The following is a 25640-nucleotide window of genomic DNA, read 5'->3' as shown; positions in this document are numbered from 1 at the left end:
GAAAGTGACAAAAGTGGACAATTCTACCGGCAGTTGAATAAAGCGCCTGTGAAAATTCAACCACCGCTTGATAGGATTGCGTTTGAGGAAATGCTATGCTGTTTTCGACAGTGCGCACTGTACATTTTGTTTTATTGGAGGTATACAATGCTCGACTTGCGTAAAATTGGAGCTTATATTTCAAAGCTTCGCAAAGACCAGGATTTGACCCAATTAGAACTTGCCGACCAACTGAATGTAAGTCATCAAGCGGTATCGAAATGGGAACGGGGCGACTCGCTACCGGATATCGGAACGCTTCCGCAGTTTGCGAGGTTATTCGGCAAAACGGTAGACGACATTTTAAATGCAGGAGACAACGCAGAAAATCGGGAGCACCCGCACCTAGGAACGATCGTTGAGGAGATCGCAGAGAACAGGCCGGACCAAGTTGCAGAGATGGTCAATACCGGTGAGGTGGAGGTGGAAGAACTTGTAGAAGTAGCGCCGTTTGTAAAAGCGAGTGCTCTGCATAAGGTTACAGAACGATTAGACAGCAGCGTCCTTAAGTTAGACGTGATCATGCGGCTGGCTCCGTTCCTTGGAACAGATACATTGGATGAACTGGTTCGTCAGGCAGAAGAGGGCGAAATTGTGTGGAATACCATTACTGGACTCGCTCCGTTCGTCAGCAGCGACACATTAAGCCGACTGGTAGATAAATCAATTGACGGTTCCTTAGAAGTGCACAATCTTGTTGGAATTGCCCCATTTCTTGAAAAAGAACATGTAGATCGGTTGGTACAACAAGCAGAAGAGGGTAGCTTGAGCTGGAATTCCGTTCAAGGGTTGGCACCCTTTATTAGCAGAGAAACGTTAAGCCGCTTGGTAGACCGGGTTGCAGATGGCACTATTGATGCGAACCGGATCATTAGCCTCGTACCTTTTCTGGACAGGGAAAATCTCGAGAAGTTAATTAGTGGAGTTGAAGCTGAACATCTTAGCCCAGATCTGCTGGCAAGCCTTGCTCCTTTCGTCGATCAAGGGACATTGAGCAGAATGGTGACAAACTTATTAAATAAAGTAAAGTAGACACGTATATCGGAGATTGGTGATGCATAGGCAATGGCGTTAAGCTCCCTCGAAATGATTCAGTTTCCTCACTCAGACTCATGAATTCGCAGGATTTCATCCTGTAGTTAAAGTGATGAAGAGGATGATGAAGGAGCCGGTGGCTGGGAGATGGGGAATTGGGCATGCGTAAATAAGGGTGAATAAGGATCACCCATATTGTTCCATTATATGCACGTCTCCACTTCGCCCTAGCGATTCTCACTCCCATGTCTCAACGGGTCATAGCCCTTTCATTCCTTCGTCACATCTAACTAAGGGGTGGAGGTCGGTCTTTCTAACGGAACGGGTCCGAGCCCTTTTGCGTAACGTCTCCCGATACTCCGTGCTTCTTGTTATCCTGCGAATGCATGAGTCGATGAGGATTAATTGGTTTTATGCTGCTTGTGGGAATACCTTGATCGGTTCGTAAGCGGTACTGCTTTTAGCCAATGCGACTAGCATTCTCGCTACTTTACCGATTAATTTCATAATGGATTTCATCTTCTTCAGTTTCTTTTCCTCTACATTATAACGATGTGCCGCTCGTATCTCCGGATTTGTCATAACCATACTCATTGTCATGAGATAAAGAAAATGACGTAAACGTGGCCGGCCTCGTTTGCTGAGCACCATCTTTCCTCGCCATTTCCCGGAGCTAGCTTCAGCTAGATTTAACCCAGCATGACGCAGTAAAGCATTTCCGTGCGTATATCCGCTTAGATCACCAGCCTCACCGAGTACACCAGCTAGATTCGTAACATAGATGCCTCGTATTTCAAGGAGCTTCTGTGCATAAGGAATACGCTTAAGAATGAGGCGGAGCTCATGCTCAATTTGTTCAAGCTGGCGCTGGGCCAGGTCATATTCTTCGAGCAATTGCCCAAGATGGAGCTTGTATGCGTGGAGTGCCTGAGTGGCACCCACACTGGATTTCGCAAGTGAAATGAGTAGCTCAGCACGTTTAACTCCAGCATGACGCTTTACATATTGCTTCCAACCGGCAAGGACCTGTTCCGTATTTAACAGACGGATCTCTTTTGGCAAGGGGAAGAGTCGGAGTGTTGCGATTGCACTGGTGCAAGTGAGGATTTTAAAAACCTGACGAAGTTCAGGGAAAACAATGTCTACCCAGCGATGAATCTGATTAACCGCAGCGTTGAGGCGCTTGGTAACCGTCTCTCGGTTCGCCATTAGAATACGTAGTTCCTCGTAATCTTCGGGATGAAAACGAACAGGGGAGTAGTACCCGTTTTTGACCATGTCTGCTATGACAAGCGCATCTTTATGGTCACTTTTAGACGGTGTATTATCTCGGTTTTCCTTGTTCTTTTTGACGAGATGAGGATTAACCAGAACGGGCTCCATGCCTTGATCGAGGAGCCAACGTGCCAGGCTAAACCAGTAGTGGCCAGTGGGTTCCATACCAACTATGACGCTGCTAAGTTTGTAGGATTTGAGTAGATCTTGGATCCAGCGTTCGAACAGATCGAACCCTTCACGATGGTTACCGAATTCGAGCGGAGTTCCCAAAGCAATCCCACGAAAGCTGACCGCGCGGGCCACATGGACTTCTTGGGCGATGTCTACGCCAATGACCAAATGATGAACGGTAATGTTTTCAATGAGTTGATTTTGCTTGTCTTGAGCTTTAAACTTCATAGTAGAGCGACCTCCTAAATGGTGAGATTAAAAGGGCTGTAGACCCGTATCCAACTCCCATGTTACCGAGGCGCTCGTTTTTGTTCAAACTCCAAATTATTCAGTTTACAGGAATTCTAACGGGAAACGTTAATTTAATAAAAACATGTAAGCAGCCGACTCGATTCCAAAAGGAACTGCTAAACCTTTTAAGTCAGATGCAGACTTTACTATTGTATGTGTAAATCCCAAAGATATTGATTACGAAAGATTGTCAAAAATTAAAGACAGGCTTTTGGAAGAATATCCAATAGTAACTAAGATTGATACGATAATTTGCTCGATTGACGATGTATTAAGTAAACCAAATGAGTGGGGTTTTTGGGTAAAGATAATTTGTGTTTGCATATATGGTCATGACGTTGGTGAAAAAGTACCACCGATAATTATTTCTCCAGAGTTCATTTTAGACTTAAATACAGAGACCAAGGAGGAAATAGATCGTATACATAGTTTACTTTCTAATGCTAGTGATAACACAATGAAAACTAGATATATTAAAGGTTACTCTAAGAGATTAATTCGTGCATTATACTCTTTGGTTTTAGAAGATACAGGTGTATGGCAAGATGACATTATTAAGATGAAGAATGCCCTATTAAACTATTGTGAGATTGACTCCGCTTTAGTTGATTATCTGTATGCTTGTTACTTGGATAGTAATGTACTTGTTGAAGAGTTTCTGGGAATTGCAGATGAAGTATGTAGCTATTTTGAGAACGTCTTAAATGCAATGGCTGCTTCCAGAACTTCCTTCGGCTAACACCATATTGACGCTCCGGGTCACTCTGAGAAGCGAGTGACCACATCCAGCCCCCTAAGCCCGTCGGGACGTCACTGCGTTAGGTGTTTGGCAAGCCTCACAACTATAAGCAGCGACTCTAATTAAAACATATGACTATCGAGCTAACGGGAACTTTAGTTGAATACTACACATTAATGAGCAGGCGCTACGGTAGCCTGCTGTTTTTATTGAAGTAACGGGCAGATTTGCACAATAGTCACCGCAGTTTAATGCGACTTCAAAATAAAAAGGAGAGAAAAGACCCATGAATACTACACTTGGCAGATTAACAGGTCGAATCGCAATAGTAACAGGTGCAAGTCGCAGCACAGGAATCGGTGCTGCAGTGTGCAAAGAGTTGGCCTATCTAGGCGCTGATGTATTTTTTACACACTGGGTTAGTTACGATCAACAGATGCCCTGGGGTAGCAATAACGAGGAGCAAAAGCAACTTTGTGAGGAAATACGTTCCATGGGCGTTCGTTGCGAACACCTAATGATGGATCTTTCTGTACCTGAAAGCTTTGTGGATTTATTAAATAACGTTGAGCAGAAGCTGGGAGAACCTTCCATTCTTGTTAACAATGCTTGTTATTCGGTTAACGATGACTTAACCACGATTACCCCAGAGTCTTTGGATGCACACTACGCAATTAATGTTAGGGCGGTAACTATGCTTAGTGTGGAATTCGTTAGACGGTTTACGCAATCGGCAGGTGGTCGAGTTATTAATATGACATCGGGCCAATCACTAGGTCCCATGGCTGGTGAAATCTCTTATGCCACAACGAAAGGGGCAATAGATGCTTTCACACGAACTTTTGCAGCAGAGGTGGGACCGAAAGGCATCACCGTAAATGCGATAAATCCTGGACCCACAGACACCGGCTGGATGACTCCTGACCTACGACAGCAGTTATCTAAGCAATTTGTAACAGGTAGAGTAGGATTGCCTAAGGATGCAGCTCGTCTGGTTGCATTCTTAGCCAGCGATGATGGGGAGTGGATTACCGGCCAAGTTTTACATTCCACGGGTGGATTCAACTAACGGAGAACGATAGTTGAATAATACATTACTTTGATAAGCAGGTGCTTCGGTATCCTGCTCTTTTTATTAAGCTAACAGGCAGGATTGTTTAGAAAGTCCCTGATTGTATTTACCTATGCTTACTGTTAATCTAAACAATAGAGATGCAAACAAAGGAGCATTCATGTGGAATACTCTGTAAAGATTAACAATTTGAAAGGATGCCTGAAATAGTGACTACACTATTTATTAGGTATGCTTTTCTTTAATCTTATAGGGTATGCAGGAAAAGGTGTATCATATACCCATCCTGCGGATACCTGATGGTATCCGCTTTTATTCGTGGGAAACAGCATAACAGCATCTCTATTGATTCCTACCTGTTTATCCTTCTACTAGCGAGTGGAGGAACTTTGTTATGCGATCGAAGTTAGTCTTGATTGAGGGAATGCCAGGATCTGGTAAAACAACAACTGCTCAGCAAGTTCATGAAATTCTTACGGAAGTGAACATTACATCCCAGCTTTTTTTAGAAGGAAATCTGGAACATCCTGCTGATTATGATGGAGTCGCTTTCTTTAAGAAAACCGAATGCGATGAATTATTGAATACCCGTAAAAAGTTTAAAGATTTGTTGAGTAATCTAATGATTAAACAAGGTAACGATTACTTCCTGGAATATCGGAAAATAAAAAATGAAGTCTGGTCAAGTTTTCCAGATGAATTGCATCACGCAGTTTTTAAACATGATATTTATGAATTGCCGCTAGATCAAAATAGGAAACTGATAACAGAAAGATGGAAGAAGTTTGCGGATCGTGTTTTGTATGGCACAGACACCTTTGTTTTTGATTGTTGTTTTATACAAAACCCTGTAACTATAGGCATGATTAAACATGGTGCGAAGAAGGAAGACGTTATAAGTTATGTTATTGAACTGGCAACAATTGTAGAGCGATTGAATCCATTGTTGATATATGTACAGCAGAATGATCTTGATCATTCTTTCAGAAAGGCTGTAAAGGAAAGACCTCAGGAATGGTCAGAGGGATTTATTGAATATTACACGAACCAAGGGTATGGAAAAGAACAAAATTATAAAGGGTTAGATGGAACACTGCAGGTTCTTAAAGCAAGAAGGGAACTGGAAGAAGAAATTTTTAACAGATTAAACATTACAAAGATAAAAGTTGATAACTCTTCTTATAATAAAAATGATTATAAGCAAGTTTTAGAGGGCATTTTATCAGAATATTATAAAACAACAAACTAATGAGAGATTGGATTCTAATGATTGCAGGCTGAAAAAGAGGCAATCTATAAAGCTTACGGGAAACGATAGCTGAGGAGCATTGCCATGACAATGCTCCTCTTTTATTTGTTAAAGTTACGGGCAGGATTGCTTCATCAATTGTCGAATCCTTTGCTTGAATATTTCTATAAAGGGGGGGATGGAAATTAAAATACGAGAAGTTGTAGCAAATGATTATACTGAAGTTGTTTTTTTATGGAATGATGTACTTGGCGTTCGCAATGTTAATATTGAAAACTTTCGAGTTACAATGGAAAACATGAATAAGGCTGGAAATTACAAAACATTCGTTGCATTATTTGAAAATGATGTGGTTGGTTTTGTCACTATAGTTCAGGCGTTATCCGTAGGGTCTTCGAATGGTTATCTACATATTCAAGGGCTTGCTGTTAAAAAGGAATTACAGCATAGTGGGATAGGTACAGAACTACTAAGATACACTGAAAATTACGCTAAAGAAATGGAAATATCAAGTATTATTTTATGTAGCGGATTTAAGCGAACCGACGCCCATGCTTTCTATGTGCATAATGGCTATGACAAAGATTCATACTGCTTTGATAAGATTATTAAACTTGACTAATTTTGAATATGTAATAGCCGAGCAGCCATTTTGTATTAAGTTAACGGATAACGATAACTCAATAACGACACACGGGCAGGTCAGCTTGGGATTTATGTTTTTATTCAGGAGGATTTTTAATTGTGGGTTTTGAACAGGATTTTAAAAAAAGGGTACATGAAGTTATTACACAGAAACAATTATGTTCAGTTATGAATGACACTAAGTGGGGAAACTTACAAAGTGATGTACTAAATAAACTACCTTTTACCCCTCCATATCAAGCTAAGTATGTATTAGACGATATACTTTATCCAGAGAACTTCGAAAACGACGTCTGGTATTTAGGGGATTGGATAGAAGGACTTTCACCTTTTTTTTCTGTAGAATGGATACGGGTTAGACCAAGGTATCAGAAGCACAAGGGGAATCTGCTTCCTCCTGAATTAATTGATATAAGTAAAGAATTTCTTTCGATTTTACATGAATTAAGAATTCCGTATAGAGAAGAAAATAATACATTTTTCATTTATGGATATATATCAAATACAGACTCACTTTTCAAAGGTAATCAATTGAGCTAACGGGACACGTTAGTTCAATAAACCAGCGGCAGTCTAAAACTTTATTTACTCAGACACCAACTTTCATTTAATTTGATCATATTACACGTTCGAAGATGCTTTCGGACACAGTTGGCCTTTAACTAAACACAGAACATTAATCCTATCGTTACTGGAGGTTGATGCACTGTGTTTTTTTCTGCGGATTTCTTCGTTTGCTTCGCTCTATAGAAAATCATGAAGTTAATATTCAGTTGAGGATCTCATCACTATCTGTTTACGATTCAGAGTTAGAGTTAGAGAAGGCCAAGCGAAAAAGGAGCTTTCTCATGAACACAGATCCTAAAGTACTTATTGTAACTTCGGCATTTGGAGACGGGCATATCAAAGTAGCAGAAGCAATTGATCATTCTTTTAGACGTAGAGGGATCAGCCGGATTGTTACCTTGGATCTTTTCGCTGCAGTCTACCCTAGTCTGAATGAGCTGTCCCGCAGATTCTATCTGAACAGCACAGGTTATACTCAAGAATTTTATGGATTAGTGTACAAGTTGACGAGCAAGATTAAACCAGACCAGTTCATGGGTAAATGGATTCATTCTATGGGCAAGCGGAAAGTGCAAAGGATCATCGACGAGATTGGACCGGATATTATCATTCATACCTTTCCCTATTTGGCCGCTGCTGAGCTTGCATCAACAAAGGGAAGACGAATCCCCCTTTTCACTGTCATGACGGATTATGTGGTTCATGGCAGGTGGCTTCATCCACAAACCTCGAAGTATTTTATTGCTACGGAAAGTATGAAAGCAGAACTGATGTCATTAGGTATTGCTGAAGAAAAGCTTGTGGTTAGCGGGATTCCGATTCGTGAAGCTTTTGAACAGACTCAGGAACGTGAAGGCCTTTTACGTAAGCATGGACTAGATGGAAATCGACATTATCTATTACTTGCGGCAGGGGCTTACGGCGTGTTGAGTGATATTAACCATTTAATAATAAGGGCGCTGCAGCAATCAAACTTCGATGTAATGGTATTGTGCGGGAATAATCATAAGCTCCAGATGGCTACGGAAGAGCTTTTTCAAGAGAATCCTCGGGTTCACATACGGGGTTATACAGAAGAAATGCAGGAGCTAATGTGCATATCCTCCTGTCTGTTGACCAAAGCAGGGGGGATTACCTTGACTGAGGCGATGGCTCTAGCACTTCCTGTAATTGTCTATCGTCCGCTCCCAGGTCAGGAGGCAGGCAATGCAGAATGGTTGTCTGAACACAATTTAATAGAGATTGCCCGAAACGAGGAGCAGTTAGTAGAGCAGCTTCAGAGATTGGAGCATCTGGGGTACAGGGATGAAAAGGTGCAGGATATGAAGAACTTTTCCCGGAAATCAGCTGCGGATGCTATCGTTACTGAGGCTTTAGAGGTTATCAAGCTGCGGCAGCCGTCTGTTTCAGCCGTAAAATCTATGGTTGTTGAAGGGCAGGTGAAGACGATTCATGGATATTATTAGCAAGGTAGAAAGACCACGCGTTGTGGGTCCTCTAATTGGAGGCTGGCTCGGAAGCTCGGGAAATGAATTGCTGCCTTTTCAAGTAAGCGACTGTTTATTTGATTATAATTATTTATTACCAGATAAAGGGTCGATAAGATGTTATTATTTGTATGGGTGAATTTATTGAAAATGGTGCTTTATTGTCATTGGGGAGGACAAAATGTACACGAATCAGAAGATAGAGGATATTTTGCATGAAATGCTAATCAAGTTTGTGGAAAATGAAAAGTTTCCGGGATTAGCGGCCGGAATCGTAAAGGACAACCAAGTTCTGTTTACTGGTGAATATGGGACGGCAAATTTATCGACGGGTGATCCTGTAGTTCGTGGCACTTTGTTTCACCAAGCCTCTGTCTCCAAAACCTTCGTAGCAACCGCCATTATGCAATTAGTTGAGCGTGGTAAGGTAGAATTGGATGCCCCCATCACTAAATACCTGTCATATTTTAAGTTAGAGGATGAGCGGTATCAAAATATAACAATAAGACAGCTTATGAATCATACCTCCGGTATGCCTGATGAGGAAGATTACGCGTGGGATCGCCCTGAATACGACGAACAAAGTCTTGAACGATATGTAAAAGGGATAGGTCACCACAAGCTGTTAAGCCAACCGGGAGAGAAATTTGCCTATAGTAATATAGGATATGAGATCTTGGGAGATATGATAGCAAAAGTCAGCGATATGAGCTTCGAGCAGTATATGGAAAAAAATATTCTTGAACCAACAGGAATGCAGTCCAGTTCTTTTCTTAAACAGGAGGTTGAAGCTTATATTGCTGCACCTCATGTGCTTGGAGCTACCCATGAATGTGGTGGCTGCGTTAGTAGTGTTTTTCCATATAACAGGGCCCATGCACCTAGCTCCACTTTATATACCCATGCCGAAGATATGTGCCAATATCTGCTGATTCATCTAAACGGTGGAACAGCCGGGAACGGCAATGAAATCCTCCAGCCAGGTAGCTATGATGAAATGTGGAAACCTCATGCACAAACGGGCTATGATCCGGAAAATGCACAGATAGGATTGGGCTGGTTTCTAGGAGAATATAAAGGTTCTCGTATTCTCTCACATTCCGGCTGGGATACTGGATTCTTAAGCAATCTGTTCCTGCTTCCCGATGAAAAAATCGCTATTTCTGTTATGAGTAATTGTGACTATGTCAACATGGGCAGTGCATGCTTCCCAATCCTTGATCTGTTGCTTGGCTCCAATATTTAGAACGAGTCTGTAACTGATTTTACAACTTCATAACAAGGGGCTTCGTACTTTATAACATTCGTAACTTAAAGTACATGTAAGTCAAGCCCACTTACACTATGGAGGTTATGAGAAATGAAGAGTAAAAATGTGAAATCAGCCCTTGGGGTGATCGCGATATCCGGTGGTCTGCTGGCCCTGACTGCTTTGGCAGTGCCCAAAATCGTCGCTTACACTACAGTGAACCAGAATGTGTCTCAAGCGAACGTTTCCTACACGCAAGAACTCAACCAGAAGCCTGCTGTTCAACTGGCGAGCAGCCAGATCCCGGTACTTAAGGTTGCAACCAAAACACCAGTCTCGACGATCAAGTCGTATTTTGAGCGCACAGTCACCGCTGAAGAAATTAAGCAGATTAATGAGTATGCAGAGAAGGCCAGGCTCACCGGCAAGGATGAACAGCTTACGCGGCAATTTACGGATCAGGAGAATAAGCGGCGGATGTTATTGGATGATCAATACAAGTACGATGGTTTACGGCCCAAGCAGAAGCTACCTTTGAAATCAGGGAGCTCCGAATTTTATCTGGATCAAAGCAAATTTACCTATGTATTTCCTAAGCGCGAACTGACCGATGAAGAAATGCTGCAATTGATCGACTGGAATTACCGTTTTAATTATGTGGTAAGCCTCAATCTTGTCGTGGCACAGCCAGATAAGAAGGACATCAGTCAGGATGAAGCCCTACGCAGAGCAAAAGAGAGCGTAAGCCGTCTATTCGGTGTCGATCTCTCAAAGTTGCAGGCTCAGACCTCATATCATAAGCCTTTTCCTGATTCGAAAGGGCAATGGTTCGTTAATTTTCTACCTTACCGGGCAGAGACACTGCGGGCTCAGGATAAGTCTTATTTCATGTATAATACTTTCGTGGATGCAAAGAGCGGGACCGTACTTGATACCACGATAGTGGATCTGTCCTACAAGAGAACTCCGATTACAGCAGCTATAAATAAAAAGATTAGCCAGGATTCCAGCTGGCTTCAAGCCGCTAAATCCATTGTGGTGGACAAGCAGGGCGAGACCCGTGCGATAACCAGCTCCTCTATCATTAAAGACAGTGCATATGACAAAAGCGGAGTGGTAGCGGTCTTGGTCAAACTGAAAGACGGTAGCACCTACACGGCAGAGCTGCGCTATCCCGAGAAGACGCTGCGCTGCCTGATCTATACACCGGTTTCCAAGTAATGAAGTGAACCAGCGTTATAACCTACTTTAGTATTTACAACCTACAGCAAGCCCCACTCGGGGCTTGCTGCTATGCATTTTGAGAGCTGGTGGATGACTATTGTGAGAGCAGACATGGGTATAGGAATTTCTTTTTACAAGAAGGGATGGTTAGATGCTAGATATTAAATCCTTACAAGAATGTCCTCTTCGTCAAAATGAGCTTATTGAGTATGTCAAAGAACGGTGGCCAAAAGTACAACAAGTTGTGCTCCCCAATATACAAGAAAGTTTAATCTCAAAAGATGAGGAGTTTCCTTTTACATTTTTGCTGTTGAAACATGATGTAATCATCGGGTTTTATCAATTAATTGAGCAGGAATTTATAACTCGAAAAGATTTATCACCTTGGATTGCGCCATTGTTTATTGACGAAAGTGAGAGAGGCAAAGCACTAGGATCCGTTTTGTTGGAGCATGCCAGAAAAATAGCTGGACAACTAGGTTATGCAAAAGTCTACTTGGCGACGGATCATATTCTTTATTATGAGAAATATGGATTTAAGGAGATAGGTCTGGATAACTTCGAGTGGGGACGGCCCACCAAAATATATGAACATGACACTATTACATAAATGACCCAAATGGAAAGCAGGAGTTATCATGGAGCATATCTTCGAATTAGCAAAAATAAAGAGTGAAGAAATAACGATACTCGAACTGCAGGATGCAATGGATAGAGGGGATGTTAGTTCTAGGGAACTTGTTATGTATTACATGTATCGGATAGCAACGTTTGACCAGAGTGGTCCCATGATAAACTCTATTATGGAAATGAATCCAGATGCGATTTTTATTGCCGAGGCATTAGATCAGGAGAGAAAATTAAGCGGAGCACGAAGTCTTTTACATGGTGTGCCTGTATTATTGAAAGGAAATATTGAAACGAATGATAAAATGCATACAACCGCTGGCGCATTAGCTTTGGAAAACCATGTTAGCTCAAACGATGCTTTTCTTGTCCAAAAACTAAGGGATGCTGGGGCAATTATACTTGCAAAAACAAATATGACGGAATGGGCAAATGGGATGTCATCATCCATGTGGGCTGGGTATAGCTCAATAGGAGGACAAACCAAAAATCCATACGGGGATCATTTTCCGGGGGGTTCCAGTACGGGTTCTGCCGCTTCTGTTGCAGCCAATTTTTCAACAGTAGCCGTGGGGACAGAGACGTCTGGCTCTATTTTAAGTCCAGCTGTGCAAAACGCAATTGTTGGTTTAAAGCCAACTGTAGGTCTAATAAGTAGATCAGGCATAATTCCATGGTCATATTCTCAGGATACAGCTGGACCTATGGCAAGGAATGTGACAGATGTTGCGATCTTATTAAATGCACTTACGGGAAAAGATGAAAGTGATCCTGCTACTTGTAAAAATGAATATTCTACTATGGACTACACAGCATTTTTGGATAAAGACGGATTAAATAAAGCGACCATAGGCGTTTTTAGAAATGCTCTACCTAAGAATTATTGTGACATGGGTGAATATGATGAACATTTATTTAATGATGCTGTGGCTAAATTAAAAGATTCTGGAGCCAACATAATAGAAGATATAGATATTCCATCGTTCCATAGAGAGTGGAAATATAACAAAATGAATCTTGAATTTAAGCATTCCGTTGAAAATTACTTATATAACCTTCCGGCTCAACTTCCTGTCCATAACCTAAATGAATTGATTGAATGGAACGAGCGGAATTCGGAAAAGGCTTTGAAATATGGACAAGATATGCTGAACTATCGATCACAGCTAGATAAACCGTTGAATCATTCGGAATATATTGTAGAGTCTATCTCTGACTTATATTATTCGCAAAATATAGGGATCGATCATGCTTTAGAAAAGTATGGATTGGATGCAATCCTGTTTCCTGCTTATGTCGGAGCTGATTTAAGTGCTAGAGCAGGTTATCCAACTATAGCAGTGCCCGCAGGCTTTCAAGAGAATGGAAGAGCCTTTGGGATCACATTTGCAGGAACGGCATTTAGTGAACCGACACTCATTCGGATTGCATTTGCATTCGAACAACAAACGAAACACAGAAAAATGCCGGCTCTAAAGAAATGAAAGATGATTTGAAAATTAGAAAAAGGTGCATTTACAAACGAACGTATGTTTGCTAAAATGTTGATGTGGATAAAAATACCAAAGTGAAGAAAAGAGCGTTTGAGATTAGCAATCCATAAGAAACAACCCAAGTTGAATTCTGCTAAAATGTAGTTAATGTCTAATGTAGATATCCCTCATGAACAAAGGAGAACTGAAAATGAGAAAACTCGTTCTATTTCTTCACGCATCGCTTGACGGTTTTGTAGAAGGGCCGAATGGTGAAATGGACATTGGCTGGGTTTCCTACGATGCTGATTTGGAGAACCATGCGAAAGAAATTCTGAGTACTGCCGACACTGTCATTTGGGGACGTGGGACTTATCAGATGATGCACAGTTACTGGCCATCTGTCCCTTCGAACCCATCAGCTTCGCAGCATGAACGGAATCATGCCGAGTGGATCGAAAAGACAGCTAAGATCGTTTTTTCCACGACGCTGGAGAAAGTCGAATGGAATAATTCCAGACTCGTGAAAGAAGCTGTCGAGGAAGAGATCAATAACCTCAAACAGCAGCCCGGCAAGGATATGGTCATCCTCGGCAGTCCTAGATTCGCACACCACCTTATGCAGCTTGATTTAATTGATGAGTATAAAATTACGGTTTCTCCCGTCCTGATCGGTAAGGGATTGCCATTATTCCAAGGTCTCAAGGAGAAGAGAAATCTTAAGCTAATCGAAAACAAGACCTTTGATTCTGGAGCCATAGGTCTCGTTTACCAGACGGTAAGATGACCTTGTCACTTAAGGTGATTACGCTCACGAGGAACGTTATTGGAACGACAACAGCGGCAGTCTAAGACTTTATTTATCAAGTCTTGGTCCGCCGCTGCTTGTTTTAATGGATCCAGTCTAATACTTTATTTTTACCAAACACTAATCAGATGTTGGTTCTTTCATAAACCATGAAATATGGGTGCATCGCTTACAAATAAGGATGGCAGCGTTTTTGTTCGCCCAGTCAAAGCCTAAAAATGATGCGCCGCTTGTGTTAAGCAGTTTATAATCCAGATCAAAGGTATCGTTTTGACAGCAAGGACAGGTTATTGGTGCGCCTGCAGCACTGTATCTCATTATAAAAACCTCCTGTAGATTTGTATATTACTTTAACGTATTTAAGGTTATTCAGGTTTCGTGCACTTGAAAGGATTACTCACGAGTTCATTTTGCCAAGGGCAAGAGTGTTAGGTTTATTTCAGTTATAATATTTGATATAAGGTATACAGGATTCGTTTTAATGAAGAAGGTGAGGGACTGATTTTGACCCATAATATTATCGAATACTGTTTACAAAAGAATGGAGCAACAAAGGATTTTCCTTTCGGCTTCGATCCAATGGTGATCAAAATTGCCGGTAAAATGTTCGCGCTTATATTTGAGAATAAGGGGAATTATGCTTACATAAATCTAAAATGTGATCCGGTGATTGCAGGGAACTTGCGAGAGCAGCATGAGAGCGTTCGGCCAGGATACCACATGAACAAAAAACACTGGAATACGATTGTTTTGGATGGCTCCTTACCAGAGTCGGATATCTATTTAATGATTGATCATTCTTACGATATGGTTGTCAAAAATCTCCCTAAGAGCCTCCGACAAACGATATATTGAAGGTGGCATTAAGTTGTCGTTAAAATGGCAATGAACTGGTATAATATGGTTTATATTCATGGGAAGGAGTTGTATTTATGTCTGACTTTTTTAATTCAGGACCTAATCCCAATTTGTCGGACCCTGCAGGCCATAAAGCAAACCATGATGTAAATGCGCAAAAATATCATACTGAAGGCGTTCCAGGATTCTGGAGTGAGGTAACCAATCTGTTGATCGTTGTGGCTATAATTGCTATCATTTTTTTAGTTATAAGGTTTGTTTTATGATTACCCTGGTTTAGAGTGAAGACATTGACTTTTAGGAGGCGGTTCCATTGGTAACTATCATTAGGTGGACAGAATTTAGAAGGATAACGCCTACTCGTCCATAAACTGCGTATTTCCTTCTTAATGAGGGTACTAGATGCAAGAATATAAAATTAGTACAATGAAAGACTATTCAAAGCAATCGATTGATCAAATCCGCATATTAGAACATCTTTGCAAGACGTCCGACAGATCAAGTTTGAGGGTGGGTATAGAAAGCCTTAAGGAGATAGACGGAGATGAGGCATTCTTGTGCCAGATCGATAACCAATTAGTCGGATTTCTCAGTTGGTATACTTCGGATGGCATCGAAGCTAATATTAACGGAATGGTTCACCCGGACTTTCGTCGCCAAGGTGTATTCCACGACTTACTGAAAAGTGCCGCATCAGATATGCAAATGCAAGGCATACAAACTTGCCGTTTTAGGATACCTTCTAATTCTGAATCAGGGATGGATTATATACGGTATTTAGGGGCAAGTGCTGCACCGTCTGAATTCCTCATGGTTTTTAATCGGGCACAAATCGCTGGATCAAGCCACTCCGGTTTAGCTGTGCGATTAGAAGAAGATCAGGATTTAGAGTTCATGGTTAAATGTTCATCACAAGCTTTTGGTGATTCAGAGTCCTGGACTAGGAATTATTTAACTCGTACAAGAGAACCGGCACGGATTACTTACATTGCTGTGGACAACATGATTCCGGTTGGGATGATCAGAGTCAATTATTTAGATACAAATACAGCGGTTATACATGATTTTTGTGTGCTTCCTTCGTGTCAAGGCAGAGGATACGGACGTGAAATTCTTTCAGAGGTAGTTAAAATCTTGCGAGATCAGAGGGATTTCCAGATTCGTCTTGGCGTGGTCACTCAAAATAGAAAGGCATTATCCCTCTATCAGTCGATTGGGTTTGAGGTGACTGCGGAGTCTAATTACTATGTAATATCCGTCGATATGATTTATTAAGAAAGAGGCGCTACTCATGCGCCTCTTCTTTTTTTATCATGCCCTTCTAATTATCACGCTGAATCTAGCTATAGTTAATACTTATAACCTGTCATAGCTCATTGGTAGATCGGTTTAGTCAGTCGGTTATGCTATATTTATTCTAATAATTTGTTTACGAGGAGATTAATATATGAGCATTCAAACCGTACCCCAAAAACGAACCGTTACTCCATTTCGATATGATATCGTGGGCAGCTTCCTGCGCCCCCAAGCGTTGAAAGATGCTAGATTAAAATTCAAGAATGGTGAAATTACTGCCGAGCAGTTGAAGGAAGTAGAGAACGACGAAATCGTTAAGCTCGTGCAGAAACAAAAAGAGGTGGGTCTTCAAGCAGTAACCGATGGCGAATTCCGCCGCTCTTGGTGGCACCTCGACTTCTTCTGGGGACTTGACGGTGTAGATCGGACAATTATTGACCAAGGTTACCAATTTAACGGTGCAGAGTCCAGACCAGAAACAGCCCGACTGACCGGGAAAATAAGCTACAGCAGCCATCCTTTTGTTTCGCATTATGAATTTTTAAAAGGTGCTGCTGGTGAGGACGTTGTTGCGCGTCAATCGATTCCTGCGGCTGCACAATTCCTGTTCGAGCTAGATCGGGCGGAAAACAAGGAAAGCACAAATGAATTATACCCGAATCGCGAAGAGCTTATCTCGGATATTGCCAAAGCATACAAAGCATCGATTCTGGCCTTCTATGCAGCGGGCTGCCGCAGTATTCAGATCGACGATTGTACGTGGGGAGCGCTTTGCGACGAACAGTTTATAGCATTTATGAATCAGATTGGCGTGAACGTAGCTGAATATGCAAGCGAACTTGCAAAATTGAATGAGGAAGTTGTAACTGGTCTGCCGGAAGACCTTGTTGTAACGACCCATGTATGCCGGGGCAATTATGTTTCGACTTATGCTGGAGTAGGTGGAGGCTACGAGCCTATCGCGCAAACGCTTCTTAATATCAATAACTACTCGGGTTATTATCTGGAGTTTGATACCGAACGTGCAGGTGACTTCAAGCCATTGCGTTTCTTGAAAGACAATCAGCAGGTTGTGTTAGGTCTGTTCTCATCCAAATTTGGTGAGCTTGAAAGCAAGGAAGATATTCTGAAGCGTATTGAGGAAGCGAAGCAATACGTTGATCTAAACCGGATTTGCCTTAGCCCGCAATGTGGCTTTGCTTCTACGGAAGAAGGCAACCACCTGACAGAAGAGCAGCAATGGCGTAAGCTTGCTTATATTAAAGAAATTGCTGAAGAGATCTGGAACTAACTCTAATTAAAAAGTAGACAGAGACAATACACCTTTAGCCATTCGGATGTTCATCCGTTCGGTTAAAGGTGTATTTTGTTCTACAGTGAGCATACCGATATACTTGGCCAGTTCTATCTATACCGTGACGGAGGATTAGGGAAAACCTCCCTAATAAAAGCCGATAATTGCTCTAAATGAATGAAATTAGGGAATAACTCCCTAAAAAACAGAGCAATATCAAGAATTACCGCCAAATCAGTTAAATTTCAGGGAAGAATTCCCTGATTATTAGTCTGATGACCAGAATCCTCTGGTAATAAGGGAGGAATCCCCTAATTATCTCCAGGGCGAGCATATGATTGAGCTTTACGGAGTTTTTTTGCCACGCTCAGTATAAAAGAAATCACCCCCGTTTAATAAACGAGGGTGATTTAGCCTAAGAAGTAAGAGTGTCAGCTTTTAATTGTCTTTAGAGTGTCTTTCGCCAACCTGGAATTCATCGGCATGTTCAAACATATATTTCACGGTCAGAGGGTCATGACCAGTAAGTTGTTTGAAGTCGTCTGTATAAACATCCATTTTTCCTTCACGAATAGCTTGTCCGAAAGTAACCATACCTTCTGAAGAAAAGGGTGCTTCGGAGCCTTCTTTAAATGCACCGTCGGTGGTTCTAGGCACGCCCATTGCTTCGAATACGGCATAATTTTCTTCATCCGTGTTTTCTTTGTAGGTGATATGATTGCCCGTTACTTCATTACCAATCTTAATGAAATCGGTAATTGTCATCAATTCAAGTCCGTTGATATTTAGAATCGCTTCCTGATAATTATTGGAGGCTAGGGCATACGCAACGGCTTTTGCGCAATCCTTCCGCGAGATATAAGCCATTTTACCGTCACCTTGATTGTTTGTTAATACCCCGTCACCCTTCACATACGTGAAGTAATTGGTAATCATGGCTTCCGCGTATTGGGAATTCCGAAGGAAGATATAATCTAGCCCAACGCTTTGAATATAACGTTCGGTATACACATGGTCGATTTTTTCTACGCTTGGATTGCTTTCATCGGCTGCGTTTACTAGAGAAGTATAAATGATCTGTTTGACTCCAGCTTCTTTGGCAGCATCGATCACATTTTTTTGTGCATTTTGGCGTTTTTCTCCAACAAAAGGCATGGAGATTAGAGCGAGTTTATCGGCATGAGCAAAAGCTTCGGCAAGGCCGTCCTTGTTATTAAAGTTGGTCACATGTGTTTCAATCCCTTGTTCCGCATATTCTTTCAAACATGCTGGATCGTAAGCGCAAAAAATGATTTGGTCTTTATCTACCAGCTCCAACAAATATTCCGCAGCTTGCTTCCCTAGATTTCCATCGACACCAGTCAACAATAATTTACCCATGATCGTTGTCACTCCTTGTTGAAATGAATTATACCCTTATAGTATGTGAAAAAAGTAACATAGTCTAACACATAAAACTTATGGTCGATTGCTAAATCCAATTTGGATTTGTTGCAGGAAGGAAGGCAAGGCCGGGTTTGTATTATTTTTGAGATAACCTGCTTCGATTGCAAAGGTATGGTGTGAATCATCTAAGGGAATTAGCCGGACTTCATCTTGAAGATAAGCGAGCTGATAGTTATCCGGGAAAAAGCCAATCAAATTCTCCGTGATGATATAAAACAATTCTGTCTCCACATCGTCTGCGGTTCGAAGAATGTTCGGCTGATAGCCGTCTTCAATTGCATGCTGGATCATTAGATGATAAGAGTTTCCAATAGCTGTTGGATTCAGCATGACTAGTGGATGTTCATATAACTCCTCTTTGGCGATCGATTCATGATGAAACAGGGGATGGTGGTGACTCACAGCCGCACAATAACGTCCCTTATACAAGGGATAGGTTACAATGTCCTCTTTTCCTTGAAACTCGGAATCAAAGGCAATAGCCACGTCGTAAATCCCTTTTTGCAAGTATTCTGCAATATCTTTTAGCAATACTTTATTCAGTTCCAGCTTAATATTCGGATGATGATCCTGAAACGAGGGAATCAATTTCAACAAACTTTGGATATCCGTCATCGCCGCATATTCGATACTCAAGGATTGCGTATTATACTTTTGAAAGTTTTCCATGCTCATCTTCATATGGTTATATTGCTTCCAGAGGATGAGGGCTTCGCCATAGAAAAGCCATCCGGCTTTGGTTGGCTCAATAGGGATCTGCTTTCTGTCAATCAATTGAATGTTGAATTCCTCTTCAAGCGCGGCGATTTGTTGGCTAATGGTGGTCTGCGATACATAGTTCTTTTTAGCTGTTTCCGTAAAATTTCTGCATTCCACGAGATCTATAAAATATTTAATCCTTCTTATGTTCATAGTATCCTCCGCATGCCGCTGTTTGCTTTTATTATAACCCAGAAAGTAAAAAAGAGAGCCTCGTTTAGAGACTCCCTTTGTTGTACTACTCTTATTTTGTGTAGTTATCGAAATAACCTTGGATATAAATCATTGGTGTTCCTTTATCGCCACTACCAGAAGTCAAATCAGATAATGATCCAATCAGGTCAGTTAATCTACGAGGTGTAGTCCCTTGGGCTTCCATCGCACCAACTAGATCATCATTTTTATTCTGGATGTATTTAGAAATAGCTTGTTTTAACTCTTCACCACGAAGATGAGAGAAGTTGTTATCGGCCAAGTATTTCAATTTTACTTCATTTGGTGTTCCATCAAGTCCGGCGGTGTAAGCAGGGGAGACAACTGGATCTGCCAGCTCCCAGATTTTTCCGACTGGATCTTTGAATGCTCCATCGCCATAAACCATAACTTCTACAGTTTTACCTGTCATTTCTTTGATTTTTGCTTGGATACCATCCACGATAGGCTGGCAGTTATTTGGAAATAGCTTTACACTTTCTTCTGTTGCTTTATTTGATCCTAGCAGACCATAGGCTTCGTTAAAGCCGCTGCCATCGATTGATTGTGTAAGAATATCATCCAAGCCAAATACTTTTTCAGCACCGTTGTTTGTGAGAATACGTTTGGTTCTGAAGCGAGTGTGAATATCGCAAGTTAATACATTTTTTGTATAGTTTAAAATGGTTTTTGGGTTGTTGGAGAAGATGACTTCACAAGCCACACCTTCAGCTTCAATTAAACCTTTATAATATTCAATATAGTCAACCCCTGTGAATGGGTGCTTAATATAGCCGAAAAACTCACGGAACTGAGCTTCTGTTAATACATCCGTCCATGGATTGATACCTTTAGCATCTAGTTCGTCGATGTCTACAAGGTGGTTGCCTACTTCATCAGCTGGATAGCTTAACATTAGGACTACTTTTTGTGCCCCTTTGGCAATACCGCGTAAGCAGTTAGCAAACCGGTTACGGCTAAGGATTGGAAAAATAACACCTACGGTTTCTTCGCCGAATTTCCCCTTTATATCAGCAGCAATATTGTCAATCGTCGCATAGTTTCCTTGTGCCCGAGCAACAATGGATTCAGTTACGGTCACAATGTCACGATCTTCGATCGAAAAACCCTCGACTGTTGCTGCATTCAATACCGTCTGAACTACGATTTCTTCAATGTTATCCCCATTGTTAATGATAGGTCCGCGAAGTCCACGTACAACTGTTCCAACTACTCTTTCCAATATGATCTCTCCTCTAATAAGGGTATACTCTATATTATTAAAATGGTTTTAAAGCCTATATTACTATACCCTTTTAGAGCGATATAAGTAAAATTAATGTTTATAATATCTAATATAAAAATGATTTATAGTTAAGGAGGATTACAATTGGCGCGTGTGTTATTTATTAATGGTGGATCAGAGGGACATATCAATCCCACGATTGGCGTTGTGGAAGAGCTTATTTCGCGTGGCGAAGAGGTAGTGTACTTTTGTATAGAAGCTTACAGAGAGCGTATGGAAATGACGGGGGCTACAGTACGAACATTTGACGATCAGAAATTTATACAAGCTTTTATCTCAGGTGGAAGAAATTATGTACTGGAAAGAATCAACGGCCTTTTACTTACGGCAGATATAGTTATTCCAAGCGTTCTTGAACAGATCAAAGGGGAGCATTTTGATTACATCATCCATGATTCTATGTTTGGTTGTGGACGTTTGCTAGCTCAAATTCTTAAGCTTCCGGCCATTAGCTCCTGTACTTCTTTTGCGCAGACAAAAGCAGCATTCGATGACATGTTAGAACGATTTTATACTACAGTCCCTGCAGAAGTAACTAATCCTATAAAGGATAAATTCCAAAGCTTGACGCAAATGGTGAAGGGCAAATATGATGTGGACATCCAATCCCCTTATGAAGTGTTTTGTAATCCTGCCCCACTTACTATCGTTTATACAACTAGGGAGTTTCAACCTGAGGGAGAAGCTTTTGACCCGTCTTATATCTTTGTAGGACCCTCCATCTCTTCACGATTAGCTCCAGAAAAATTCGATCTCATGGCAATTAAGGGGAAAAGTCTAATTTACATTTCACTCGGCACAGTTTTTAACCAAGCCATTGAATACTATAAACTTTGTTTTGAAGCATTGGGGAACACGGAGCACACTATTGTGATGTCAATTGGAGATAAAGTCCAAATCACTGATTTAGGGGAAATTCCGCAAAACTTTTTCGTGAAAAATTATGTTCCACAAACGGATATACTGCAATACACAAAGTTATTTATTACACATGGTGGAATGAACAGTATCAATGAAGGGCTTTATTACAGGGTTCCGCTAATTGTAATTCCACAAAGTGCGGATCAGCCAATAATTGCGAAGCAAGTCGTCCATGTCGGAGCAGGCATTAAGTTACAAATGCAAAGTTTAACTGCAAATCACCTACGAGAAGCCGTAGATCATGTATTAAGCGATTTATCTTATAAAAAAGCTGTCTCCAATATCAGTGAATCGTTTCGGAACTCGGGTGGGTATCGACGAGCTGTTGATGAGATTGTTCGGGGAGGGGGAGTCGTATGAACAAAATGGACCGGTTGTTAGCTATAGTGCTTGAACTGCAGCGTAACAAAATGTTGCGGGCGGAGGATTTGGCTGCTAGGTTTGAAACGAGCGTAAGAACGATCTATCGGGATATTCAGGCACTGAGTGAAGCGGGCGTATCCATTATAGGAGCGCCAGGGCAGGGTTACTCCTTAATCGAGGGGTATTTCCTGCCACCCGTTAGTTTCACGCTGGATGAAGCAGTGACATTGCTTATCGGAACTGATTTTATCGAGCAGCGGTTTGATGCACACTATGGTAATAAGGCTAGAAGTTCTAAAGCAAAGATAGAAGCTATCCTGCCGGAAGCCATCCGCAGTGAAGCATCACAGATTCGCAAAAGTTTTCGTTTATTTGCATCCGTAGAAGATATAGCACCCATACAAGAGAAGGCATGTTTGGAAGCCATTCGTGGAGCGATATTGGAGGGAAGGAAAATAAGATTTCGTTATTCCAAAAGAATCGCCGAAGCCGATGGGAACCGTCAAAGTGTTCGTACGGTTGCTCCTTATGGACTTGTGCTTCATCACGGGTCATGGGTACTCATCGCCTGGTGTGAATTGCGTCAAGACATCCGTCATTTCCGGTTATCCCGAATGAGGGAGCTTATTAATCTGGAAGATGAATTTATACTGCCAGCAGATTTTCATCTGGAGGTATACCAACCTCCTGATGATCGCAACGTTCATGTGCTTATCTTAGTCCAAGCTGACATAGCCGATAAGGTAAGGGAATCAAATAATTTCTATATGGAAACTATTGAGGAGCATGCGGAGGGGTTACTTGTTACTTTTCGCGTTCGCGAGCCAGGGGAATTGCTGCAATGGGTGCTTGGCTGGGGAGGCGGTATGGTTGTGCTGGAGCCCGAATCTTTCCGTGATCAGGTTAGAAATGAAATAGAAATAATGTTAAAACGCTACTGACATAACGCTGTCAGTAGCGTTTTTGTATACTTGGACCATCAATGACTACAGGAGCTGATATATGATGATTACAACAAAAGAAGCCTTACAACGATTTGAAGAAACTGCGACATACTATATTCAAGAATTGGAGCGATTCAATCTGGAGCAGCTGAAGCAAAAGCCGAGTGAAAACGAGTGGTCCATCGGACAGATGTTTCAGCATCTCATTAACTCGGCGCTGTATATGCAGCTTCGTAATATTGATCAATGCCTTGTGCTCGACCAAGATCCCTTAGTAGCTCATGTGGGGAAAACTGAGGATGGTGCGGCTATATTTGCGCAAGGAAGCTTTCCGCCCATTCGTATTCAGGTTCCGCCTTCCGCCCAATATACGCCGGAGCAGCCGGAGAGCAAAGAACAATTAATTCAAGGGTTACGTACAGTCATCCAAAGAATGAGAGAGATCGAACCCTCTCTTGAGAAAGCATCCAAACAAAATACCGTTTCTCACCCGCGATTCGGTGGATTATGCGCGGAGGAATGGTTCCTACTTATTGAAATGCACTATCGTCATCATCTTCTGCAGCTGGAGCGGTTAAACAAAAGAATTGTTGTTTAATTCCATATTTGCACCTAAAGAAGGGTTCATTCAGGTTGTGAAAGGATCATAAAATCAGGAACCGCATTCCAATAAAAAGAGTTGGAATGGTCTTAATTTCCTGAACCAAGCGTGGCCTGAACGTGATTCTTATATTCACTAGGATTAACACCAAAGTGTTTTTTGAATAACCGGGTGAAATAAAATTGATCGTGTATACCGATTTGCGTGGAAATTTCTTTAATGTATGGATTCCCTTTAAGTATTAAATCTGCGGCTTTTTCCATTTTCACAGTATTAATGTAGTGAATGATGCTTTGCCCCACTTCTTCTTTGAAGATTCTGGACAGATAGTTCTCACTTAAGTTGACATGCTTGGCAATCAGAGATAAGGTCAGCTTCTTCTGATAATGTGTGTTGATATAGTCAATCGCTTGTTTAACATCTCTATTGTGTGTAGTTACGATCTGTTGCTTTTGATGGGAGAATAATTGGAACACAAGCTCCATTATAGATAGAACGTCAGTGGTACGTTTACTGCTGGCGATATTTTCTATATAGTTCTTCAAAAGCTTTGGATCCTCGACAATGAGATGGGCATCGCATAAGGGAAGATAATGCAGACAATTTACAATGAACTTTTTGGTTTCAGCAGGATTAATTTGCTTGGATTTACAGATGTCAAGAAATTGCTGAGTTGCTTGAGTAACGGCTTCAACCCCTGAAAGCTTCCAGTTCTGAATTAATTGCGTTGAGAAATCATGTACATCCTCGAAGTCCAGCGTATCCTTTAAATGGACATCCTTTGGATCTATAATCGTTATTTCGTTGTAAAATTGAATTAGCAAGGATTCTTTACATCGTTCTAGGGTTCGTTTTGCTTCAGCATATCCCCGTACAGGATCAGAAAAAACAATGGTAGGGGTGATAGAAATATACATTTTGATTAACCGAATGACCCTCTGGATAAAGTCTGTGCGGATAATTTGATGATCGTCTAAGGTATCACAGGAGATTAGAAGCAGCAGCCCATTAGATTCAAGCTGAATAATTTCCAACTGATCTACGGTCTCCAAGATATCTAAGATGATGTTTTCAATAAAGGATACGGAGATGTGATTTTGTCTTTCGTTATGGGTGGCGTTATTCTGCTCAAAAGTAATGTAGAATAAATAACAGCTGCTTTCGCTGAAAGCGAACGTTATAGCATCATGCTGCTCAAGCTGCCGCACATCGTAATAAGGATCGGTGAAATAATCTTTTAGAAGCGCATTTTTCACACTTTTTAAATTGTGCTGCAATAACTGAGTTTGGGTCTCCTGCTGCTGCCTAGATTGAAGCTGCTCTTGAATTAGCTTCGTAGATTTCTCCAGCAAATAGATCAGATCCCCCGTTTTCATACTAATCTTCAGCATATAATCTACAGCACCAAGCACTAGGGCTTCACGAACTAACTCATACTCCCCGTGGTTGCTCGCCACCAGAATTTTTCCTGCAAACCCTCTGTTATTCAGTTCTTTTATCAGCTGTAAACCATCCATATTAGGCATTTTGAGATCTGTAATGATGATATGGGGATTAAACTTGTCTACAAGTGTTAAGGCTTCAACTCCGTCAGAGGCAGTAGCACAGATCATGTATCCAAGCTCTTCCCATGGAATCATGGTTCTGAGCGCAACTTTAACAATAGGTTCGTCATCCACTAGCATTACATTATACATAGGATACATA

The 25640-nt window shown here is 41.4% G+C and carries 24 protein-coding genes and 1 pseudogene; 19 read left to right on the top strand and 6 right to left on the bottom strand.

What is annotated here, in order from left to right:
* Positions 1-147 precede the first annotated feature (147 nt).
* Complete coding sequence (locus tag NSQ66_RS22000; RefSeq protein ID WP_051491268.1) at positions 148-1071, top strand: helix-turn-helix transcriptional regulator; 924 nt, start codon at positions 148-150, stop codon at positions 1069-1071.
* 414 nt (positions 1072-1485) lie between these two features.
* Here NSQ66_RS22000 and NSQ66_RS21995 read toward each other — a convergent pair whose 3' ends face one another.
* On the bottom strand, positions 1486-2751 hold the full coding sequence (locus tag NSQ66_RS21995; RefSeq protein WP_036684113.1) for an IS110 family transposase: 1266 nt from the start codon (positions 2749-2751) through the stop codon (positions 1486-1488).
* Positions 2752-2911: 160 nt separating this feature from the next.
* Here NSQ66_RS21995 and NSQ66_RS21990 point away from each other — a divergent pair.
* The 11 genes and pseudogenes from NSQ66_RS21990 to NSQ66_RS21940 all read left to right on the top strand — a co-directional run.
* Positions 2912-3553, top strand: a pseudogene (locus NSQ66_RS21990) (nucleotidyltransferase); the annotation flags it as partial.
* A gap of 286 nt (positions 3554-3839) precedes the next feature.
* A complete protein-coding gene (locus tag NSQ66_RS21985; RefSeq protein ID WP_076098600.1) occupies positions 3840-4622 on the top strand; it encodes an SDR family oxidoreductase in 783 nt (260 codons plus the stop codon).
* Between the two features lie 397 nt (positions 4623-5019).
* Positions 5020-5874, top strand: a complete 855-nt coding sequence (locus NSQ66_RS21980) for a hypothetical protein (RefSeq protein WP_036683084.1) — start codon at positions 5020-5022, stop codon at positions 5872-5874.
* Between the two features lie 178 nt (positions 5875-6052).
* Positions 6053-6496, top strand: coding sequence for a GNAT family N-acetyltransferase (locus NSQ66_RS21975; protein ID WP_076104336.1), 444 nt, complete (start codon positions 6053-6055; stop codon positions 6494-6496).
* 122 nt (positions 6497-6618) lie between these two features.
* On the top strand, positions 6619-7059 hold the full coding sequence (locus NSQ66_RS21970; protein WP_051491267.1) for a DUF6678 family protein: 441 nt from the start codon (positions 6619-6621) through the stop codon (positions 7057-7059).
* Positions 7060-7367: 308 nt separating this feature from the next.
* Positions 7368-8552, top strand: coding sequence for a glycosyltransferase (locus NSQ66_RS21965; RefSeq protein ID WP_076273042.1), 1185 nt, complete (start codon positions 7368-7370; stop codon positions 8550-8552).
* A gap of 202 nt (positions 8553-8754) precedes the next feature.
* Positions 8755-9819, top strand: coding sequence for a serine hydrolase domain-containing protein (locus NSQ66_RS21960; RefSeq protein WP_339279391.1), 1065 nt, complete (start codon positions 8755-8757; stop codon positions 9817-9819).
* Between the two features lie 114 nt (positions 9820-9933).
* Complete coding sequence (locus tag NSQ66_RS21955) at positions 9934-11043, top strand: hypothetical protein (protein WP_076215352.1); 1110 nt, start codon at positions 9934-9936, stop codon at positions 11041-11043.
* Positions 11044-11197: 154 nt separating this feature from the next.
* A complete protein-coding gene (locus tag NSQ66_RS21950; RefSeq protein ID WP_076215349.1) occupies positions 11198-11656 on the top strand; it encodes a GNAT family N-acetyltransferase in 459 nt (152 codons plus the stop codon).
* A 28-nt stretch (positions 11657-11684) separates the two neighbouring features.
* A complete protein-coding gene (locus tag NSQ66_RS21945) occupies positions 11685-13157 on the top strand; it encodes an amidase family protein (protein ID WP_038572613.1) in 1473 nt (490 codons plus the stop codon).
* A 199-nt stretch (positions 13158-13356) separates the two neighbouring features.
* On the top strand, positions 13357-13932 hold the full coding sequence (locus NSQ66_RS21940) for a dihydrofolate reductase family protein (protein ID WP_038572611.1): 576 nt from the start codon (positions 13357-13359) through the stop codon (positions 13930-13932).
* A gap of 141 nt (positions 13933-14073) precedes the next feature.
* Here the strand turns inward: NSQ66_RS21940 and NSQ66_RS21935 are convergent, their stop codons facing one another.
* The gene (locus NSQ66_RS21935; RefSeq protein ID WP_036683067.1) at positions 14074-14271 is read right to left on the bottom strand and encodes a hypothetical protein; all 198 of its coding nucleotides are present in this window, start codon (positions 14269-14271) and stop codon (positions 14074-14076) included.
* A 186-nt stretch (positions 14272-14457) separates the two neighbouring features.
* Here NSQ66_RS21935 and NSQ66_RS21930 point away from each other — a divergent pair, with 186 nt between their 5' ends.
* The 4 genes from NSQ66_RS21930 to NSQ66_RS21915 all read left to right on the top strand — a co-directional run bounded on the left by NSQ66_RS21930 (position 14458) and on the right by NSQ66_RS21915 (position 17398).
* Positions 14458-14808, top strand: a complete 351-nt coding sequence (locus tag NSQ66_RS21930; RefSeq protein ID WP_036683066.1) for an MmcQ/YjbR family DNA-binding protein — start codon at positions 14458-14460, stop codon at positions 14806-14808.
* Between the two features lie 77 nt (positions 14809-14885).
* A complete protein-coding gene (locus NSQ66_RS21925; protein ID WP_036683062.1) occupies positions 14886-15077 on the top strand; it encodes a hypothetical protein in 192 nt (63 codons plus the stop codon).
* 244 nt (positions 15078-15321) lie between these two features.
* Positions 15322-16086: a GNAT family N-acetyltransferase gene (locus NSQ66_RS21920; protein WP_176462640.1), complete on the top strand. Its 765-nt coding sequence runs from the start codon at positions 15322-15324 to the stop codon at positions 16084-16086.
* A 172-nt stretch (positions 16087-16258) separates the two neighbouring features.
* Complete coding sequence (locus tag NSQ66_RS21915; RefSeq protein ID WP_076098609.1) at positions 16259-17398, top strand: 5-methyltetrahydropteroyltriglutamate--homocysteine S-methyltransferase; 1140 nt, start codon at positions 16259-16261, stop codon at positions 17396-17398.
* A 441-nt stretch (positions 17399-17839) separates the two neighbouring features.
* On the opposite strand, the gene NSQ66_RS21910 is transcribed toward NSQ66_RS21915, so the two are convergent.
* The 3 genes from NSQ66_RS21910 to NSQ66_RS21900 form a co-directional block, all read right to left on the bottom strand.
* Complete coding sequence (locus tag NSQ66_RS21910; RefSeq protein ID WP_038572607.1) at positions 17840-18781, bottom strand: NAD(P)H-binding protein; 942 nt, start codon at positions 18779-18781, stop codon at positions 17840-17842.
* Between the two features lie 78 nt (positions 18782-18859).
* Complete coding sequence (locus NSQ66_RS21905; protein WP_036683054.1) at positions 18860-19759, bottom strand: LysR family transcriptional regulator; 900 nt, start codon at positions 19757-19759, stop codon at positions 18860-18862.
* Between the two features lie 91 nt (positions 19760-19850).
* A complete protein-coding gene (locus NSQ66_RS21900; protein WP_038572605.1) occupies positions 19851-21041 on the bottom strand; it encodes a coenzyme F420-0:L-glutamate ligase in 1191 nt (396 codons plus the stop codon).
* Positions 21042-21188: 147 nt separating this feature from the next.
* On the opposite strand from NSQ66_RS21900, the gene NSQ66_RS21895 reads away from it, so the two are divergent.
* From NSQ66_RS21895 to NSQ66_RS21885, 3 genes are all read left to right on the top strand, one after another.
* A complete protein-coding gene (locus tag NSQ66_RS21895) occupies positions 21189-22385 on the top strand; it encodes a macrolide family glycosyltransferase (RefSeq protein WP_076148253.1) in 1197 nt (398 codons plus the stop codon).
* Positions 22382-23329: a YafY family protein gene (locus NSQ66_RS21890; RefSeq protein WP_038572601.1), complete on the top strand. Its 948-nt coding sequence runs from the start codon at positions 22382-22384 to the stop codon at positions 23327-23329. The genes NSQ66_RS21895 and NSQ66_RS21890 overlap by 4 nt, the downstream gene beginning before the upstream one ends.
* A gap of 67 nt (positions 23330-23396) precedes the next feature.
* On the top strand, positions 23397-23930 hold the full coding sequence (locus NSQ66_RS21885) for a DinB family protein (protein WP_038574709.1): 534 nt from the start codon (positions 23397-23399) through the stop codon (positions 23928-23930).
* Positions 23931-24022: 92 nt separating this feature from the next.
* Here the strand turns inward: NSQ66_RS21885 and NSQ66_RS21880 are convergent, their stop codons facing one another.
* Positions 24023-25639, bottom strand: a complete 1617-nt coding sequence (locus NSQ66_RS21880) for a response regulator (RefSeq protein ID WP_339279389.1) — start codon at positions 25637-25639, stop codon at positions 24023-24025.
* Position 25640: the final 1 nt, after the last annotated feature.

This window comes from Paenibacillus sp. FSL H3-0329 (assembly GCF_037963285.1).
Classification (GTDB): Bacteria; Bacillota; Bacilli; order Paenibacillales; family Paenibacillaceae; genus Paenibacillus_AQ; species Paenibacillus_AQ odorifer.
Note: the sequence above shows the minus strand (reverse complement) of the source record. Positions and strands in the feature narration are given on the sequence as shown.

Excerpts from the sequence above, each read along its gene's own strand:
- NSQ66_RS21945 (WP_038572613.1), top strand. The coding sequence starts at position 11,685 with ATGGAGCATATCTTCGAATTAGCAAAAATAAAGAGTGAAGAAATAACG.
- NSQ66_RS21960 (WP_339279391.1), top strand. The coding sequence starts at position 8,755 with ATGTACACGAATCAGAAGATAGAGGATATTTTGCATGAAATGCTAATC.
- NSQ66_RS21985 (WP_076098600.1), top strand. The coding sequence starts at position 3,840 with ATGAATACTACACTTGGCAGATTAACAGGTCGAATCGCAATAGTAACA.
- NSQ66_RS21880 (WP_339279389.1), bottom strand. The coding sequence starts at position 25,639 with ATGTATCCTATGTATAATGTAATGCTAGTGGATGACGAACCTATTGTT.
- NSQ66_RS21935 (WP_036683067.1), bottom strand. The coding sequence starts at position 14,271 with ATGAGATACAGTGCTGCAGGCGCACCAATAACCTGTCCTTGCTGTCAA.
- NSQ66_RS21980 (WP_036683084.1), top strand. The coding sequence starts at position 5,020 with ATGCGATCGAAGTTAGTCTTGATTGAGGGAATGCCAGGATCTGGTAAA.
- NSQ66_RS21940 (WP_038572611.1), top strand. The coding sequence starts at position 13,357 with ATGAGAAAACTCGTTCTATTTCTTCACGCATCGCTTGACGGTTTTGTA.
- NSQ66_RS21975 (WP_076104336.1), top strand. The coding sequence starts at position 6,053 with ATGGAAATTAAAATACGAGAAGTTGTAGCAAATGATTATACTGAAGTT.
- NSQ66_RS21890 (WP_038572601.1), top strand. The coding sequence starts at position 22,382 with ATGAACAAAATGGACCGGTTGTTAGCTATAGTGCTTGAACTGCAGCGT.
- NSQ66_RS21910 (WP_038572607.1), bottom strand. The coding sequence starts at position 18,781 with ATGGGTAAATTATTGTTGACTGGTGTCGATGGAAATCTAGGGAAGCAA.
- NSQ66_RS21950 (WP_076215349.1), top strand. The coding sequence starts at position 11,198 with ATGCTAGATATTAAATCCTTACAAGAATGTCCTCTTCGTCAAAATGAG.
- NSQ66_RS21995 (WP_036684113.1), bottom strand. The coding sequence starts at position 2,751 with ATGAAGTTTAAAGCTCAAGACAAGCAAAATCAACTCATTGAAAACATT.
- NSQ66_RS22000 (WP_051491268.1), top strand. The coding sequence starts at position 148 with ATGCTCGACTTGCGTAAAATTGGAGCTTATATTTCAAAGCTTCGCAAA.
- NSQ66_RS21925 (WP_036683062.1), top strand. The coding sequence starts at position 14,886 with ATGTCTGACTTTTTTAATTCAGGACCTAATCCCAATTTGTCGGACCCT.
- NSQ66_RS21965 (WP_076273042.1), top strand. The coding sequence starts at position 7,368 with ATGAACACAGATCCTAAAGTACTTATTGTAACTTCGGCATTTGGAGAC.
- NSQ66_RS21955 (WP_076215352.1), top strand. The coding sequence starts at position 9,934 with ATGAAGAGTAAAAATGTGAAATCAGCCCTTGGGGTGATCGCGATATCC.
- NSQ66_RS21905 (WP_036683054.1), bottom strand. The coding sequence starts at position 19,759 with ATGAACATAAGAAGGATTAAATATTTTATAGATCTCGTGGAATGCAGA.
- NSQ66_RS21915 (WP_076098609.1), top strand. The coding sequence starts at position 16,259 with ATGAGCATTCAAACCGTACCCCAAAAACGAACCGTTACTCCATTTCGA.